15 protein-coding genes are annotated in these 15804 nt (G+C 73.0%); 6 read left to right on the top strand and 9 right to left on the bottom strand.

Annotated features, from left to right (window positions below):
- Positions 1–147: 147 nt before the first annotated feature.
- Positions 148–1527, bottom strand: a complete 1380-nt coding sequence (locus tag JW592_RS25420; protein ID WP_307805545.1) for a hypothetical protein — start codon at positions 1525–1527, stop codon at positions 148–150.
- Between the two features lie 331 nt (positions 1528–1858).
- Between JW592_RS25420 and JW592_RS25415 the strand changes: the two genes are divergently transcribed.
- Both JW592_RS25415 and JW592_RS25410 read left to right on the top strand, forming a co-directional pair.
- A complete protein-coding gene (locus JW592_RS25415) occupies positions 1859–3331 on the top strand; it encodes a molybdopterin-dependent oxidoreductase (RefSeq protein WP_209267559.1) in 1473 nt (490 codons plus the stop codon).
- Positions 3328–3978, top strand: coding sequence for a hypothetical protein (locus tag JW592_RS25410; RefSeq protein WP_307805541.1), 651 nt, complete (start codon positions 3328–3330; stop codon positions 3976–3978). The genes JW592_RS25415 and JW592_RS25410 overlap by 4 nt, the downstream gene beginning before the upstream one ends.
- On the opposite strand, the gene JW592_RS25405 is transcribed toward JW592_RS25410, so the two are convergent.
- The 3 genes from JW592_RS25405 to JW592_RS25395 are packed head-to-tail and all read right to left on the bottom strand — an operon-like array spanning position 3930 to position 6168.
- The gene (locus JW592_RS25405) at positions 3930–4703 is read right to left on the bottom strand and encodes a class I SAM-dependent methyltransferase (protein ID WP_209267558.1); all 774 of its coding nucleotides are present in this window, start codon (positions 4701–4703) and stop codon (positions 3930–3932) included. The two genes, JW592_RS25410 and JW592_RS25405, sit on opposite strands and share 49 nt — an antisense overlap.
- Entirely contained in the window at positions 4700–5434 is a 735-nt protein-coding gene (locus tag JW592_RS25400; protein ID WP_209267557.1) for a TIGR04282 family arsenosugar biosynthesis glycosyltransferase, read from the bottom strand. The genes JW592_RS25405 and JW592_RS25400 overlap by 4 nt, the downstream gene beginning before the upstream one ends.
- A complete protein-coding gene (locus JW592_RS25395) occupies positions 5431–6168 on the bottom strand; it encodes a glycosyltransferase family 2 protein (RefSeq protein ID WP_209267556.1) in 738 nt (245 codons plus the stop codon). The genes JW592_RS25400 and JW592_RS25395 overlap by 4 nt, the downstream gene beginning before the upstream one ends.
- Positions 6169–6322: 154 nt before the next feature.
- Here JW592_RS25395 and JW592_RS25390 point away from each other — a divergent pair, with 154 nt between their 5' ends.
- Complete coding sequence (locus JW592_RS25390) at positions 6323–7183, top strand: response regulator transcription factor (protein WP_209267555.1); 861 nt, start codon at positions 6323–6325, stop codon at positions 7181–7183.
- Positions 7184–7189: 6 nt separating this feature from the next.
- Positions 7190–8341 (top strand): sensor histidine kinase, encoded by a 1152-nt coding sequence (locus JW592_RS25385; RefSeq protein ID WP_209267554.1) that lies wholly within the window; start codon positions 7190–7192, stop codon positions 8339–8341.
- 35 nt (positions 8342–8376) lie between these two features.
- Here JW592_RS25385 and JW592_RS25380 read toward each other — a convergent pair whose 3' ends face one another.
- Positions 8377–9462, bottom strand: a complete 1086-nt coding sequence (locus JW592_RS25380; RefSeq protein WP_209267553.1) for an NAD-dependent epimerase/dehydratase family protein — start codon at positions 9460–9462, stop codon at positions 8377–8379.
- A 52-nt stretch (positions 9463–9514) separates the two neighbouring features.
- Positions 9515–10987 (bottom strand): MFS transporter, encoded by a 1473-nt coding sequence (locus tag JW592_RS25375; RefSeq protein WP_209267552.1) that lies wholly within the window; start codon positions 10985–10987, stop codon positions 9515–9517.
- A gap of 138 nt (positions 10988–11125) precedes the next feature.
- Here JW592_RS25375 and JW592_RS25370 point away from each other — a divergent pair, with 138 nt between their 5' ends.
- Positions 11126–12166, top strand: a complete 1041-nt coding sequence (locus tag JW592_RS25370; protein ID WP_209267551.1) for a LysR family transcriptional regulator — start codon at positions 11126–11128, stop codon at positions 12164–12166.
- Between the two features lie 36 nt (positions 12167–12202).
- On the opposite strand, the gene JW592_RS25365 is transcribed toward JW592_RS25370, so the two are convergent.
- A complete protein-coding gene (locus JW592_RS25365) occupies positions 12203–12856 on the bottom strand; it encodes a TetR/AcrR family transcriptional regulator (protein WP_307805540.1) in 654 nt (217 codons plus the stop codon).
- A gap of 139 nt (positions 12857–12995) precedes the next feature.
- On the opposite strand from JW592_RS25365, the gene JW592_RS25360 reads away from it, so the two are divergent.
- On the top strand, positions 12996–14063 hold the full coding sequence (locus JW592_RS25360; RefSeq protein ID WP_209267550.1) for an aldo/keto reductase: 1068 nt from the start codon (positions 12996–12998) through the stop codon (positions 14061–14063).
- Between the two features lie 63 nt (positions 14064–14126).
- Here the strand turns inward: JW592_RS25360 and JW592_RS25355 are convergent, their stop codons facing one another.
- The gene (locus JW592_RS25355) at positions 14127–14921 is read right to left on the bottom strand and encodes an SDR family oxidoreductase (protein WP_209267549.1); all 795 of its coding nucleotides are present in this window, start codon (positions 14919–14921) and stop codon (positions 14127–14129) included.
- Positions 14922–15132: 211 nt separating this feature from the next.
- Positions 15133–15789, bottom strand: coding sequence for an RNA polymerase sigma factor (locus JW592_RS25350; protein WP_209267548.1), 657 nt, complete (start codon positions 15787–15789; stop codon positions 15133–15135).
- Positions 15790–15804 lie beyond the last annotated feature (15 nt).

Below are 15804 nucleotides of genomic sequence, written 5' to 3'. Positions count from 1 at the left end.
GGCGTCCGGCGCCTGGTCAGTCCTGCTGAAGCAACTGGTCGGCCAGCCTAGGCGCAGGGTCTGACAATCATGGCGTCCGCCGCCCGTCGTCGCCGGCGTTCAACTCGCTGCGGGCGACGCTGGATTGGCGCCACCGGCCGGTCGGCGTCACCAGCCGGTCAGCAGGAGGTGGTTGACCGCCAGCGCGGTCGCCGCCTGGGCCGCCAGCCAGTACCGTGCGCCCCGGCGCGGCAGCAGCACGGCGGCGGGCAGCAGCCAGGTGAGGAAAGGCAGCCAGATGCGTTCGGTCTCGGCCTTGCTCATCCCGGACAGGTCGGCGACGGCGACCGTCAGCAGGGCGGCCAGCACCAGCACAGCGAGCCGCTCGCGGCCGCCGAGGCCCTCGGCCCCTGGCGCTCGGCCGGTACGCTGCCTGCGCGGCCACCGGGAGGCGCGCAGGGCAGGCGTACCACACACCAGGGCGCGTCGTGTGCCTGCCACCACGGCGGGGCCCGCAGCGGTCACCGCGCAGGCGAGGTTGGCCCACACCCAGTAGCTGTAGGGCCTGATGCGGGCGGCGCCCTCGTAGTAGCGCTCAGTCAGCAGCTGGTATCCCTCCCACCAGTTGAACCCCGCGAGGGTGAAGGCCGCGGCCACTGCCGCGACGCCCGCGAGCACCCATGGGAGGGGCCGCAGAGTGCGCGAGAGAGCCAGCACGGTGAGGCCGAGCAGCGCGCACAGGGTGAGGCCGTACGACAGATAACAGGTGAGCCCGAACAGCAGCCCGGCTGCGAGCGCGGCAGTGCGAGGGGCGCGGGCCGGACTGTGGCCGGTCCTCCGTGCCGAAAGGGCGAGCAGCGCCAGGGCCCAGGAAGCCACCGCCGTGAAGTAGCCGTCGGCCGACACTCCCACCCACACGGCGGTGGGGGCCAGCACCAGGAACGGTGCTGCTTTGCGCGCCTGGGCCTCGTCCGTCAGGGCGCGCAGCGCTACGAGCACAGCGGCTGCCGCCGACGAGCCGACGGTGATGACCCAGACGGACGCCCAGGCGCCGCCGCTCAGCCCGACGCGGTCGAGCCCGACGAAGGTGAGCACGGCGGCGGGCGGATGGCCGGCCACATGCGGGACCCAGTTGTCGGGGGAGTGCAGCAGGATGTGGTCGGTGAAGGTGCGCAGTGCCGCGCCGACGTCCCCGAACCTGTCGACCTCCTGGAGGTACTCGTAGGCGGAGGTCAGCTGGTTCTCCACGCCCCGGTGCCAGCCGTCGATCAGGGCGAGCGACCAGATCCACGCCATGGAGGTGCCCCAGGCGGCCGCCAGCAGCCGCCGCCACGGCAGGCGGGCCGCCAGCGCGGGGCCGTAACCGAGCACGGCGCCCGCGATCAGCAGCGCGGCCGGTGTGCCCGGACCCAGGTGCGGTTCCAGCTCGGCGTAGTACGGCGGCCAGTGCACCCGCAGTGTGCCGTGCTCCCGCTCGATGGCTCCGCCGATGACGACGGCGGCGACCACCAGCGCCCCGGCCGCCGCAACGGCTGCCAGGTCGGGCACCGGAAACCGCCGTCCCGGCCCGGTGCGGCGCCCATGGCGGTCCGGCCCTTGCCCGGCGCCGGGTACGTCCCGGCCGGGAGCGGCGGGAGCGGCGGGAGCAGCGGGAGCAGCGGGAGGGGCGGGGGAGGCCGGGGCGGCGGGTGAGGAGGGCTCGGGGGAGGTGGTCGGGACGGACCGCGTGGCGCGGTCGGAGCGGGTGGGTGAGGGCTCGGCAGGCACAGGGGCACGTTAGGCCGCGCGGGGCCGCACAGGGGCCACCAGCGGACGATGTCAGCGTTTCGTCATGGGTCGTGGCCCCCTTTCGGGCTGTACCGGCGCATACGGTCACCGCATGGGCGACCACCGCATCCTCTCCCGGTCCCGGTCCACCCGGCTGCCGTCGGACCCGGGCTTCTGGCGCAGTCCGCTGCGCGGCCCCTGGCTGACGGCCGTGCTCGGCGTCGTACTGCTGGCCGGCATCACCGTGCTGTTCGTCACCGGCCTGCTGTCCTACGCGGCATACAACCCGGATGCGGCACCGCCGAACGACCGCACGCCGGACCGCGGGCTGCTCGGCTTCTACCTGTTCGCCTGGCCGACCGATCCCTACTGGCTCTACCGGCTCACCCAGGGGGTGCACGTCACCCTCGGCGTGGTGCTGGTGCCGGTGCTGCTGGCGAAGCTGTGGTCCGTCATCCCCAAGCTGTTCACCATGCCGCCCGCGCGCTCCGCCGCGCACGCGCTGGAGCGCGTCTCGCTGCTGCTGCTCGTCGGTGGTGTGCTGTTCGAGTTCGTGACGGGCCTGCTGAACATCCAGCTGGAGTACCTGTTCCCCGGCTCGTTCTATCCGCTGCACTTCTACGGGGCCTGGGTCTTCTTCGCCGCATTCCTGGTACACGTCCTGCTGCGGCTGCCCAAGGCCGTACAGGTGCTGCGGGCCGGTGCGCCGCGCGACTTCGCCTCGGGCGGCCGGAAACGCGGCAAACACCCGCCGAGCGGGACCGAGGACGGCCGCAGGGCCGAAGAGCACCGCAAGCCCCAGGACGGACGCAAGTCTCAGGAGGGCCGCAAGTCTCAGGAGGGCCGCAAGCCCCAGGACGGACGCAAGCCCCAGGACGGACGCAAGCCCCAGGATGTCGGGGCGCGGGAGCCGGATCTCGACACCGGGCTGGTCGCACCCCGCCCGGCTGACGCCACCCTGACGCGGCGCGGGGCGCTCGGCGCGGTGGGCGGCGGGTCCGTGCTGCTGCTGGGGCTGACGGTCGGCCAGAACTTCGACGGGCCGCTGCGCCGCACCGCGCTGCTGGCACCGCACGGGGGCACCGATCCGGGCAGTGGCGCGAATGCCTTCCAGATCAACAAGACGGCGGCCGCTGTGGGCGTCAGCGCCAAGGAGACCGGCGAAGGCTGGCGGCTGACCGTCGAGGGGGCGCACGGGCGGAGACTGCGGCTGACCAGGGCCGAGCTGCTGGCGATGCCACAGCACTCAGCCGACCTGCCGATCGCCTGTGTGGAGGGCTGGTCGACCTCGGACCAGCACTGGAGCGGCGTACGGCTGCGCGACCTGGCGGAGCTGGCCGGGTACGACGCGGGAGAGGGGCTGCCCGGCGTATTCGTTTCCTCGCTGCAGCGCTCAGGCGCCTTCCGGCACGCGGGGCTGCGGGACAACCAGGTGCGCGATCCACGGTCACTGCTGGCGCTACGGGTGGGTGGCGAGGACCTCTCCCTGGACCACGGCTATCCGGCGCGCGTCATCGTCCCGGCGGCACCCGGTGTGCACAACACCAAATGGGTCGACCGGCTGTCGTTCGGAGCCGACCGGTGAAGGGCCGCTCCCAGGGCCCCGCCGCGGGTGGCCGGATGGAGGCCGGGCCGGCACCGGGCGCCGGACGGCTGCGCCGCTTGGTGGGCAGCCCGCTGCAGATCGTTCTGCTCCTGGCGTCGTTCGTGCTCACCGGTTACGCGGGGGCGCGGCTGCTGGCGGACGACTGGTTCGGCGTCGCCGTGTGGTTCGTAGGGGCCGCGCTGCTGCACGATCTGGTGCTGTTGCCGCTGTACTCGCTCGCCGACCGGCTGCCCAGGCTCACCGGCCGGTACGTCAACCACCTGCGGATTCCGGCACTGCTGTCGTTGCTGCTGCTGTTGGTCTATCTCCCCCTGATCACCGGTCCGGCCGACCGGTACGCGAAACTCACCGGCCGGCCGGAGGGCAACAACGGCTATGCGCTGCACTGGTTGTGGGTGACGGTCGCCCTGTTCGCTCTCTCGGGGTTGTGGGCAGTCGTACGGACAGCACCCGAGAGGCGCGCCAGGCGGCGCCGCCGCGCGCAGACTCGTCGGCGCCCGGCGGCTCGTCGGCGCCTGCCGCGGCGCCTGCCGCGGCGCCTGCTGGGGCGTCTGCTGGGGCGTCGGCGCAAGGTGGCTCAGGAGCGCCGCAGTGCGACGAAGCACCGGCCGCCGGACTCCCACTGACCCGCCGTCGACCACCCGGCGGGCAGCGCGTAGCGCAGCAGCGCGCGGGTGCCCAGCCGGGCCCAGGGGAACTGTCGGCCGCTGTCGGTCCCGTGCTGTGCGCCCCGTCCGTCGTCGATGTGCACCTGGGCCCGCTCGTCCACGTCCAGAGGCGAGGTCTCGGTCAACAGCAGGCCGCGCGGGGCCAGGAGCCGTGCGCAGCGCTCCAGCAACTCCTGAGGGGCGCCACCGATGCCGAGGTTGCCGTCGAGCAGCAGCACGCTCCCCCAACGGCCCTCCCCCGGCAGCGGGTCGAAGACCGAGCGGCACAGGGCTGCACCGCCGAGTGAGACCGTGCGTGAGACGGCGGCCGGGCTCACATCGATGCCCAGCACACGGTGGCCGAGCGACGAGAGGGCGGCGACCAGTCTGCCGGGGCCGCAGCCCACATCCAGCACCGCTCCCTCGCACCGGCGCAGTACCGACATGTCGGCGGCGTCCGCACCGGCGCACCAGCGCTCCACCTCCAAGGGCAGCAGCCAGCCGTCGCTGCGGCGCAGGAACAGCGGCCCGCGACCGCTGCGCAGCGCGTCGGCGTACGGGTCGGCGCTCCACTGCGCTATCGCGTCGGTGGCAGTGGCAGTGGCAGTGGCAGTGGCAGTGGCAGTGGCAGTGGCGGTGTCGGCTCTGTCGGTGGCGGTGTCGTCGATGGCGGCGGTCGGGGGCGCGGCGTCGGTGGCCGTCATGAGGCGGCCGTTCCTGGCACAGCTGCGCCCTCCGGGTGGCTCCGGCTCGCGGGGACGGCGGGCAAGCGCTCGGGCCGCAGCGCGGCGACGGTGGCGGCCGTCGCGGCGAACCGGCCGCCGGGTGCCTGAGCGGCGACGCGAACGGCGTCCTCGGCGGTGTCCACGTCGCGCAGCGGCGGCAGGTGGCGTACCCGCAGCCCCTCCTGCGCCAGCCGGGCGAGCTGTGCCTGTCCCGTCGTCGCGGTGGACATGGGAACTCCGCGCAGCAGCGCGGGGTCCGGGCGGGCGAGGCCCAGCGCCCAGAAGCCGCCGTCCAGCGCCGGGCCGAACCAGGCGTCGCACTCCCGCCAGCCGTTCGGTCCCAGCGCGGGAGCCAGCAGCGCGGGAGTCAGCTGGGGGGTGTCCATCCCGACGAGCAGCGCCGGCCCTGTGCCCGCTTCGGCGAACGCGGCGGCGAGCCGCTCGTCCAGTCCGCCGGAGCACTGCGGGACGACGTCGAAACCCGGCGGCAGCCACTCGCCGGGCCGTCCCGACAGCACCAGCACACGGCGCCTGGCGGGCATCGCCCGTACGGCGTCCAAGGTGTCGTGCAGGGCAGCGGTCGCAAGGGAGGCTGCCTGGTGCGGCGTACAGGGCGGACACAGCCGCGTCTTGACCTTGCCGGGCACGGGCTCCTTGGCGATGACGAGCAGTGTGGTGTGTCCCTCGCCGGGGCGCGAAGCCGCCGTCATCGGGCGACCCCCTCGATCCCCTCGGTCCGCTCGGTCCCTTCGATCCCCTCGGTCCCCTCGCGGGCCGCTCCGGCGGCCGGCCGCTCCTGGAGCACAGCGCGCATATCGCGTACGGCGTGCCAGGTGCCCCGCCAGGTGCCGGTGACCTTGGACTTGCCGGTGCGGGGACGGTAGGGCACGTCGCGCTCCTCGATCCGCCAGCCGGCGTCGGCCGCCCGTACGACCATCTGGAGCGGGTATCCGCTGCGCCGGTCGGTCAGGCCGAGCTCCAGCAGCTTCTCGCGGCGCGCCGCGCGCAGCGGGCCGAGGTCGTACAGCCGGACGCCGGTGCGCGCGTACAGCATCCGGGAGAGCGCGAGGTTTCCCGCGCGGGCGTGCGCGGGCCAGGCACCGCGCGTCTGCGGACGCCTGCGCCCCAGTACGAGGTCGCTGCGGCCCTCGCGCACCGCCTCGACGAACGGCACCAGCAGGGCCGGGTCGAGGGAGGCGTCGCAGTCGCAGAAGCAGACGATGTCGGCCTCGGCGGCCGTCAGTCCGGCGTGACAGGCGGCACCGAAGCCGCGGCGGGGTTCGGGGACGACGGTCGCGCCGAGCTCGCGCGCCGTCGCGGCCGAACCGTCCGTCGAGCCGTTGTCCACGACGATCGCCCGCCACCCGGGCGGGATGCGCTCCAGGACCCAGGGCAGTGCCTGCTCCTCGTCGAGGCAGGGGAGTACGACATCGACACCTGGCACGGTGTGGCCTCCTTCGGGCGGGTGCGACTTCGCCGCACACCCTACGGAGCCAAACCAGACATTACGGGCTTCACGTCCTTACGAAACACGGACATCGCCCGTGCCGGGGTCGTCCCGCCTCCCGCGTACCCCCGCGTGGTGCCACCCTGAAGCCATGCAGCCACCAGCCACCGGGCGGATTCTGGTCGTCGACGACGACCCGACGGTCGCCGAAGTCGTCACCGGGTACCTGCACCGCGCCGGGTACACCGTCGACCGCGCGGAGACGGGACCCGCAGCCCTGGAGCGAGCCGCGGCGCACTGGCCGGACCTCGTGGTGCTCGACCTGATGCTGCCAGGGATCGACGGCCTGGAGGTCTGCCGCCGGCTGCGCGGGAAGGGGCCCGTGCCGGTCATCATGCTCACCGCGCTCGGCGACGAGGGCGACCGGGTACTCGGACTCGAGGTCGGTGCCGACGACTACGTCACCAAGCCGTTCAGCCCCCGGGAACTGGTGCTGCGCGTGGAATCCGTACTGCGCCGCAGCCGCCGTACGGAGGACGTACCGCGCCCGGCACCGCCGCTGCGCGCCGCGGGGCTGACCGTCGACCCGCGCGCGCGGACCGCTACCAGGGGCGGCGTCGAGCTGTCGCTCACCGTGCGGGAGTTCGATCTGCTGGCCCACCTGCTGCGGCACCCGGCACGGGCGTTCTCCCGTGAGGAGCTGATGCGCCAGGTGTGGGGCTGGGACTTCGGCGACCTGTCGACGGTCACCGTGCACGTACGCCGGCTGCGGGCCAAGATCGAGGAGGACCCCGCGCACCCGCGGCTGATCCAGACCGTGTGGGGCGTGGGCTACCGGCTGGACCCCGGCGCCTCCCGGCTCGACGACCCGGACGCCTCCCCGTTCTGCACCGACACCGGTACCCACACGGGTACCGACACCAGTACCGATACCGGTGCCGACTCCGGTGCAGGTACCGGTACCGACGCCGGCACCGAAACGGGTACCGGCACCGTCGCGCGGGGGGACTGAGCGTCCGTGCGCGACATGCTGCTCATCGCCCTTTTCGCCTTCCTCGGCGCGGCCGCGGCCGGACTGCTGGGCGCGCTGGCACTGCGCGCGCTGCGGCACCGTTCGCTGGTCGTGTCGCTGACGGTCGTCTCGACTGTCGCCGTGACGGCCATGTTCTCCGGGACGCTCGCCGTCGCCTGGGCGATGTTCCTCTCCAGACACGACCTGTTCGTCGTCACCACGGTCGTCGCCATGGCGGCCGTCGTCTCGCTGGCCACCGCGTTGCTGCTGGGCCGCTGGGTCGTGGCGCGCAGCGACGCGCTCACCCGGGCGGCGCGGACCTTCGGGGACGGTGGCAGCTTCCCGGCCCCCGGTGAGGCCGAGGCGGGTGACCCGGCCGAGTTCGCCGCGCTCACCCGCGAACTCGCCGCCACCAGCGAGAAGCTGGCCGCATCCCGGGACCGCGAACGGGCGCTGGAGAGCTCGCGGCGGGAACTGGTCGCCTGGATCTCCCACGATCTGCGCACCCCACTGGCCGGACTGCGCGCCATGTCGGAGGCGCTGGAGGACGGCATGGTGGAGGACACCGGGCGCTGTCTGCGGCAGATCCGCACCGAGGTCGAACGGCTCAACGCCATGGTCGGCGACCTGTTCGAGCTCTCCCGTATCCACGCGGGGAATCTCGCCCTGACCACGCACCGGGTGACCCTGTCCGAACTGGTCGAAGAGGCACTGGCGGGTGCCGACCCGCTGGCCCGGCAGAACGGTGTCCGTCTGGTGGGTGACGCGGTGGCCACCGTCCCCGTCGAGGTCGACCCGCACGAGATGACCAGAGTCCTCGGCAACCTGCTCGTCAACGCCATCAGGCGCACTCCGGCGGACGGCACCGTGGCCGTGCACGCGCGCACGGTCGAGGAGGACGAAAAAGTCGTACTGTCCGTGACGGACGGCTGCGGCGGTATCCCTGAGGAGGACCTGCCGCGCGTCTTCGACACCGGCTGGCGCGGCACACACGCCCGTACGCCACCGGGCGCGGGCCTGGGGCTGGCCATCGTGCGCGGCATCGTCGAGGCGCACCAGGGCACGGCCGCTGTCCGCAACGTGACCGGGGGCTGCTGCTTCGAACTGACCCTGCCCAGAGCGCTGCCGAACCAGCGGGCGGGCACGGAGGCGCTCTGAACGGGAGCTGCCGGGAGCCGGTGCCGCGACGGCGGCTACGCCCGCTGCAGCGGCGCCCTCATGTCCGAGGCGGCGAACTCCTTCATACCCTCGGCGAAGCCGATGTGCGCCCGCCAGCCCAGCTCCCGCCCGGCACGCTCGGACGAGGCGGTGATGTGCCGTACGTCGCCCAGCCGGAACTCGCCCGTCACCACCGGATCGGGCCCCCCGTAGCACTCGGCCAGCGTGGTGGCCATCTCGCCGATGGTGTGCGGGTCGCCGCTGCCGGTGTTGTAGGCCGCGAAGGAGCCGGGCCCGTGCGGGGGCACGCCCGTGCCCACGGCCTCCAGCGCTGCGAGGTTGGCTGCCGCGATGTCCCGTACGTGGACGAAATCCCGCCGTTGCGCTCCGTCCTCGTAGACGGTGGGAGCCGCACCCCTGGCCAGCGCCGAGCGGAAGAACGAGGCGACCCCGGCGTACGGGGTGTCGCAGGGCATGCCGGGCCCGTAGACGTTGTGGTAGCGCAGCGAGACCGCACTGCCGTCAACAGCACGCGCCCACGCCGCGGCCAGGTGCTCCTGTGCGAGCTTGGTCGTCGCGTAGGTGTTGCGCGGGTCCAACGGTGCGTCCTCGCCCACCAGTCCGGGCCGCAGCGCGGCACCGCAGTCGGGGCACGGCGGCTCGAACCGTCCGGCGCGCAGGTCCGGCACGGCGCGCGGCCCCGGTCGCACGACCCCGTGCCGTGGGCACTCGTAGCGACCCTCGCCGTAGACGACCATCGAACCGGCCAGCACCAGCGCGCGCACACCGGCACGCTCCATCGCGGTGAGCAGCACAGCGGTGCCGAGGTCGTTGCAGCTGACGTACTCGGGCGCGTCGGAGAAGTCCTTGCCCAGTCCGACCATCGCCGCCTGGTGGCACACCGCGTCGACGCCGCGCAGCGCGTCGGTGACGGCGTCCTGGTCCCGTACGTCTCCCCGCAGGTGCCGGACCCCGGGCGCGGCGGCCGGGAGCCCGGCGTCCGACCCGTGGGCCGACGGCAGCAGGGCGTCCAGGACGACCGCCTCGTGGCCCGCTGCCGTCAGGGCCTCCACGACATGGGAACCGATGAAACCGGCACCGCCGGTGACAAGAACGCGCATACCGCCACGCTAGGCGCCCGGGGGCGCGCTGTACCGGCACGCGGCGCTCGTGTCACCGCTCCGTAAGAATCGCGGGGTCGGCAGGCTCGGTCGGACCGGGCCCGCTTTCCGCCACCCGCTGCTGCGCCACTGCGCGCTCTGCGCGCCGTCCGCGCCGTCCGCGCACTCCGAACGCCGCAACGGTCGCGGCAATCAGCGCGGCGGCCAGGGGGACCAGGAACCCGGCCTGATAGCCGTCCAGCAGCGCTGCCGGTGTGTCCGCCTCGGTGGCCGCTGTGTTGACGGCCGCCGCACCGGCGAGGCCGAGGGCCGCGCCGAACTGGACGGAGGCGAAGAGCAGCGCGCCCGCCACCCCCTGCTCCTCCTCCGCGACGCCGTCGGTCGCCATGATGGTCAGCGGCCCGTAGGCCAGCGCGAAGGCGACCCCGACCAGGGTCAGGCTCGGCAGCATCGCCAGATACGACCAGTCCGCCCCGACAGGCACGAACAGGGCGTAGGCCAGGACGGCGGCCAGCACTCCGGAGAAGACCACTCTCGCGCTTCCGAAGCGGTTGACCAGCCGGGGCACGACGGTGGGAGAGAGCACCGCGTCCGCCCCGGCCACCAGCATCGCCAAGCTCGTCTCCAGCGTCGACCAGTCGCGCAACTCCTGCAGGTACAGGACGACGAGGAACTGGAAGCCGAAGAAGGCACCGGCGAACAGCAGCGCCACCGCATTGGCGCGTACGAGGGGGCCCGAACGCAGCATGCGCGGCCGTATCAACGGTGCGGCTGTGCGACGTTCGATCTGTATGAAGACACACAGGAGGATCGCACCGGCAGCCAGTACAGCCAGTGTCTGTGGCCAACTGCTGTGCGTGGCCCGTTCGATACCGAACACCAGCAGGACGAGTGCCGCTGTGATCGTCACCCCGCCGGCCAGGTCGAAGCTGCGGCACTGCCCCGCTTCCCTGTCCTGCCCACTTCGTGGGCCGCGCGGTATGAGCACCAGCGTGGCGGTCAGGATCAGCGCGGAGAGCGCGACAGGGGCGAAGAACACCCAGCGCCAGCCGAGCACCGTCAGCAGGCCGCCGAAGACCAGCCCGGTGGAGAATCCCGCTGCACCAGTGCCGGAATAGATGAGCAGCGCCTTGTTCCGCTGTCTGCCCTCCGTGAAGCTCGTGGTGATCAGCGACAACCCGGCCGGGGTCATGAACGCTGCAGCGACGCCGGTGACGAAGCGGGCCACGATCAGCGCCCACCCCGCACTCGCCAGCCCGGCGAGCCCGGAGAACGCGAGGAAGACAGCGAGCGACAGTACGAACATCCGACGCCGCCCGTACAGGTCGGCCGCCCGGCCGCCCAGCAGCATGAAGCCGCCGTAGCCGAGTACGTAGGAGCTCATGACCCACTGCAACTCGCCAACCGGCATGCCGAGATCGGCACGGATGACGGGCAGGGCCACATTGAGCATGCCGATGTCGATGCCTTCGAGAAAGACGGCGCCGCACAGTACAAGCAGAATGCCTCGTCCATGGGCAGACATCCGAGTATCGGCATATTTTTGGGTTTTCAAGTGAGTTGCCACGTCCTCACCTTCCGTGGGAGAGGGCGCGGGGAACAACGGCGAACAGAGCAACGTTGCGTTCAGCCAGACTGAACGATGCGGGGGTGTGGTCACGACATGGAACGCGACGAGGTGACGTGCCTGCTGATCCTGGCCGAGGAGCTGCACTTCGGCCGTACCGCGGAGCGCATGCACCTCTCCCGCGCCCGTGTCAGCCAGCTCGTACAGCGGCTCGAGCGGCGGGTCGGTGCCCCGCTGTTCCACCGTACGAGCCGCACCGTGGCCCTCACCGAATTGGGGCGGCAGCTCCGTGACGACCTCGCGCCGCACCAGCGCGCCATGGACGAGGCGCTGGCCCGCGCCGCGGCGGCCGCCGCGGCCGCCGCACGGCAGTCGGCGGGAGAGCTGCGAGGCGTACTGCATGTGGGCTTCTCCGGGCCGCTGGCGGGGGAGATGGTGATGTGTGCGGCGCAGGCACTGGCCGAGCGGTGGCCACGGCTCGGCGTCGAGCCGTGCGAGGTCCCGCTGGCCGACCCGTTCGGCAAGCTCCGCGCCGGCGTCTACGACGTGCAGCTCGCTGAGCTCCCGGCCGGGGAGGCCGACCTGGTGGAGGGGCCCGAACTGTTCAGCGAGCCGCGTGTGCTGGCTGTGCAGGCCGCTCATCCGCTGGCGCTGCGCGGAGTGGCTTCCCCCGAGGATCTCGCCGGACTGGGGGACACGCCCCTGCTGACGCTCCGGGAGGGGCTGCCGGGGCTGTGCCGCGAGCAGTTGGCACCCGCGCGGACGCCCGCGGGGCGCCCGGTCCCGCCCGGGCTGCCGGTCACCAGCATGCAGGAGGCGCTCGTTCTGGTGGCTGCGGGCAAGGGCGCCCTCCTGACGGGTGCGCACGCGGGGACGTATTTCCCGCGCTCCGGCGTCAGCTACGTCCCCCTCCCGGAGGCCACATCCCTGGCGTACGGACTGGTGCGCCGCCGAGGCTCCCTGACGCCGCAGCTGCAGGCGTTCACGGAGGCGATGACACGGACGACAGCGGCGACGCAGATGACAGCGGCGACATGGACGACAGCGGCGACGCAGGTGACGGCGGCGACGCAGGTGACGGCGGCGTCCCGGACAACGACCGGGACGGAGACGGCTCGGTCCGGCGAGCGGCTGTAAGAGCCCTCTTGCGGGCCCTCAGACGCCGCGGGGGCCTCACCGCACGGTGCTGAAGGCGCCGGCGCGGGCGGCGTCGTACGCGGCCCGCGCGGCGCGCTCGGCGGTCGCCTGGTCGAGCGGGCTGCCGGTGGTCAGCAGCTGGTAGTACAGGGGCGCCGAGACGGCGCGGACGACCTGTTCGGGGTCGGTGTCGTCCGGCACCTCGCCGCGTTCCACGGCCTGCCGCACGCACGGTGCCCATTCCGCCACCCGGGCCGCGTAGAACCGGTGCAGCGCCTCGGCGGCGAGGGCGTCGCACGTCGCGGCGGCGATGACGGCCTTGAACAGCGCGCCCTGCCGGGGGTCCGTCAGGGTGCGCCGTACCAGAGAGGCGTTGGCCCGCAGGTCGTCGAGCAGCGCGCCCGTCTCCGTACGGGGCTCGGACTGTTCGGCCATGTCGTCGAGCAGATCCGCCAGCAGCGCTGTGACCGTTCCCCACCGCCGGTAGACGGTCGTCTTGCCGACCTCGGCGCGGCGGGCGACCTCGGCGAGGTCGAGGTGGGCGAATCCGCGCTCGGCGAGCGCGTCTCCGGCGGCGCGCAGCACCGCCTCGCGCACCCGGGCCGTGCGCCCCCCGGGGCGCACCGTCCCGGGCACGGCGCCGGCCTGCGGGGCGGTCGTCTTCCGCCGGCTTCCCGGCTCAGCTGTCACAGCGGGTCTCCAGTTCCCTTAACGGCGTATCCCTGCTACGGTACTGGCAGGCTTAACGGAACTAGAGAACCTTTAAGAGTCGGCCGGGCGCGCAGAAGCACACCCGGTGGCTCCGCGCAACCAGGAGAGGGAGAAAGCCATGGAGTACCGGCAGTTGGGCGCATCCGGCCTGCGAGTGCCCGTACTGAGCCTGGGAACCGGCACCTTCGGCGGCCGGGGCCCGCTCTTCGGGGACTGGGGCGACACCGACGCACAAGCGGCCCGCCGCATGGTGGACATCGCCCTCGACGCGGGGATCACGATGTTCGACAGCGCCGACGTCTACTCGTCCGGTGCTTCCGAGGAAGTGCTGGGCCAGGCCGTCAAGGGCCGTCGCGACCAGGTGCTGATCTCCACCAAGGCGGGCCTGCCCATGGGCGAAGGGCCGGGCGACTACGGCACCTCACGGACCCGCCTCATCAAGGCGACCGAGGCGGCCCTGCGCCGCCTGGGCACCGACTACATCGACCTCTTCCAGCTCCACGCCCACGACGCCGCCACCCCGCAGGAAGAAGTCCTCGCCACCCTCGACCAACTCGTCCGCGAGGGGAAGATCCGCTACACCGGCGTGTCCAACCACTCCGGCTGGCAGCTGATGAAATCCCTCGCCACAGCCGACGGACACGGCTACCCACGGCATGTGGCGCACCAGGTCTACTACTCCCTCATCGGCCGCGACTACGAGTGGGAGCTGATGCCGCTCGGGCTCGACCAGGGGGTCGGCGCGGTGGTGTGGAGCCCCCTGGGCTGGGGACGGCTGACCGGCAGGATCCGCCGCGGGCAGCCGCTGCCCGAACAGAGCCGCCTGCACCGCACCGCCTCCTTCGGCCCGCCGGTCGACGACGAACTCCTCTACCGCGTGGTCGACGCGCTCGACGCCGTCGCCGAGGAGACCGGGCGTACGGTCCCCCAGGTCGCGCTCAACTGGCTGCTGCGCCGCCCGACCGTCTCCTCCGTCATCGTCGGAGCGCGGGACGAGGAACAACTGCGGCAGAACATCGGCGCGGTGGGCTGGAGCCTCACGCCCGAACAGGTCGCCAGACTGGACGAGGCGAGTGCCAAGGACGCCGCGTACCCCTACTTCCCGTATCAGCGGCAGGAGGGCTTCGCCCGGCTCAGCCCGCCGCCCGTCACCCTCGACCAACCGGCCCCGCCCGAAGCGGCCTGATTCGGTCCCGTGCCTGCGTCGGGCGGCGCTCGGACCGGCTCCGGGTCCGTCGGGGGGCAGGGCTCAGTCCGACTTCCGGTTGGCCAGGAACTCGGCGAACGTGGCCTTCCCCGTGGCGTGGTCGGGGGCCAGGTTGCCGCCGCGGCGGAAGGCGCGGGCCGTACGTCCGGGGAGGGGGACGTCCACCACGCGGCGCCGCCGTCCGGCCGCCCGGAGGGTCGCCCCGGCGAGCTCCCTGGCGGTGTGCACCCGCGGCCCTCCCATGTCCGGCACCCGGCCCGCCGGCGCCCCGCGCACCAGCTCCGCGAGGCGGTGCGCGACCTCGGTGACCTCCACCGGCTGGAAGCGGAAACCGGCCGGCGAGAGCACGAAGGGCAGCCGCCGCTGGCCGTTCGTCACCGCGGCCACCAGATCGTGGAACTGGGTGGCCCGCAGGATCGTCCACGGCACCCCGGAGCGCTCCAACAGGCGCTCGGCCGCGAACTTGGCCTTGTAGTACGGGAAGGGGACGCGGTCGACGCCGACGATGGAGATGTAGACCAGGTGCGCGACGCCCGCCTCGCGTGCGGCCTCGACCACCCGGGAGAGTACTTTCACCTCACGCCACGGGTCGGTGGCACAGTGCACGATCGCCCGCACCCCGGAGACCGCCGCGGCCAGCCCGACCCCGTTGGTGAGGTCGCAGACCGCCCACTCGCAGGGCCGGTCGTCGTCAGCGGGGCGCGGGCGCCGGCTCATCACACGTACGGCGACGCCGTCCGCCAGCAGTGTGTCGACGAGCGGACGGCCGAGGGTGCCGGTGCCACCGGTCACCAGGACGGGACCGCTTCGAGTGGTCGAGTCGTCGGAGCGGGTCATGGATGTCTACCTCCAGGGGCCGGTGGTCGTGCTGGTGCTCCTGACAGGAGGACCGGATACCGGCCCCCGGATGTGACATCGCGGAATCCGGTCACCCGCCACAGGTATCGCGCCACCCTCTCGGGCGGTTGTCGACACCCCGGGGCGCGACACCCCGGGGCGCGACACCCCGGGGCGCGGCACCCCGGGGCGCGGCACCCTGGAAAAGCGGTTACAGCTCCTGCGAGGTGAGCCACGGCCGGATCTGGCGGCGGGCGTGGTGCAGCCGGGACTTGACGGTGCCCAGCGGGATGCCGAGGCGCTCGACGATCTCGGCGTAGTCCATCTGGCACAGGTCCCGGTAGACCAGTGGCGCCACCAGGTGCGGACTCTCCTGCTCCAGCCGCTCCAGTGCCTCCAGGAGATCCACCCGGGAGCCCGCGATCACACTCGTCGTCCGCGGGTCGGGGCGGCTCTCCGGCGCGCCCGTCTGGTTCGGGAGCGCCGGCTGCTCGGCGGACCGGCGCTTGAGCTCGCGGTACTTCTGGCGTGAACAGTTCGCAACGATCGTGTGCAGCCAGGTGCTGAAACGGCTGCGGCCCTGGAAGCGCTCGATGTGCCGGGCGACCTGGAGCAGGGCGTCCTGCGCGGCCTCCTCGGCGTCCTCACGGAAGAGGAGGAAGCGGCCGCAGTGCCGCACCACGTCGGGCCGGATCGCTCGCAGCAGCGCGTCCAGCGCCGCGCTGTCGCCGGTCGCCGCGCGGGCGGCGAGGGCCTCGGTGTCGGTGGCCGACGGCGAGTCTTCGGGCGTCGCGGGATCGGCCGGGCCCGCCGACTCAGGCCGTCCGGATGGCTGGTTCAGGGCGTGGGGGGAGGACGGTGGGCACATCCAGGCATCATAAGG

It is taken from the genome of Streptomyces spirodelae (assembly GCF_017676385.1).
GTDB lineage: Bacteria > Actinomycetota > Actinomycetes > Streptomycetales > Streptomycetaceae > Streptomyces > Streptomyces spirodelae.
The sequence above is the reverse complement of the archived record's forward strand: the minus strand, read 5'-3'. Positions and strand labels throughout refer to the sequence as shown.

Bases quoted from the DNA above. Each gene is read 5' to 3' on its own strand.
- JW592_RS25375 (WP_209267552.1), bottom strand. From the start codon at position 10,987: ATGTCTGCCCATGGACGAGGCATTCTGCTTGTACTGTGCGGCGCCGTC.
- JW592_RS25360 (WP_209267550.1), top strand. From the start codon at position 12,996: ATGGAGTACCGGCAGTTGGGCGCATCCGGCCTGCGAGTGCCCGTACTG.
- JW592_RS25370 (WP_209267551.1), top strand. From the start codon at position 11,126: ATGGAACGCGACGAGGTGACGTGCCTGCTGATCCTGGCCGAGGAGCTG.
- JW592_RS25405 (WP_209267558.1), bottom strand. From the start codon at position 4,703: ATGACGGCCACCGACGCCGCGCCCCCGACCGCCGCCATCGACGACACC.
- JW592_RS25390 (WP_209267555.1), top strand. From the start codon at position 6,323: ATGCAGCCACCAGCCACCGGGCGGATTCTGGTCGTCGACGACGACCCG.
- JW592_RS25355 (WP_209267549.1), bottom strand. From the start codon at position 14,921: ATGACCCGCTCCGACGACTCGACCACTCGAAGCGGTCCCGTCCTGGTG.
- JW592_RS25415 (WP_209267559.1), top strand. From the start codon at position 1,859: ATGGGCGACCACCGCATCCTCTCCCGGTCCCGGTCCACCCGGCTGCCG.
- JW592_RS25400 (WP_209267557.1), bottom strand. From the start codon at position 5,434: ATGACGGCGGCTTCGCGCCCCGGCGAGGGACACACCACACTGCTCGTC.
- JW592_RS25350 (WP_209267548.1), bottom strand. From the start codon at position 15,789: ATGTGCCCACCGTCCTCCCCCCACGCCCTGAACCAGCCATCCGGACGG.
- JW592_RS25380 (WP_209267553.1), bottom strand. From the start codon at position 9,462: ATGCGCGTTCTTGTCACCGGCGGTGCCGGTTTCATCGGTTCCCATGTC.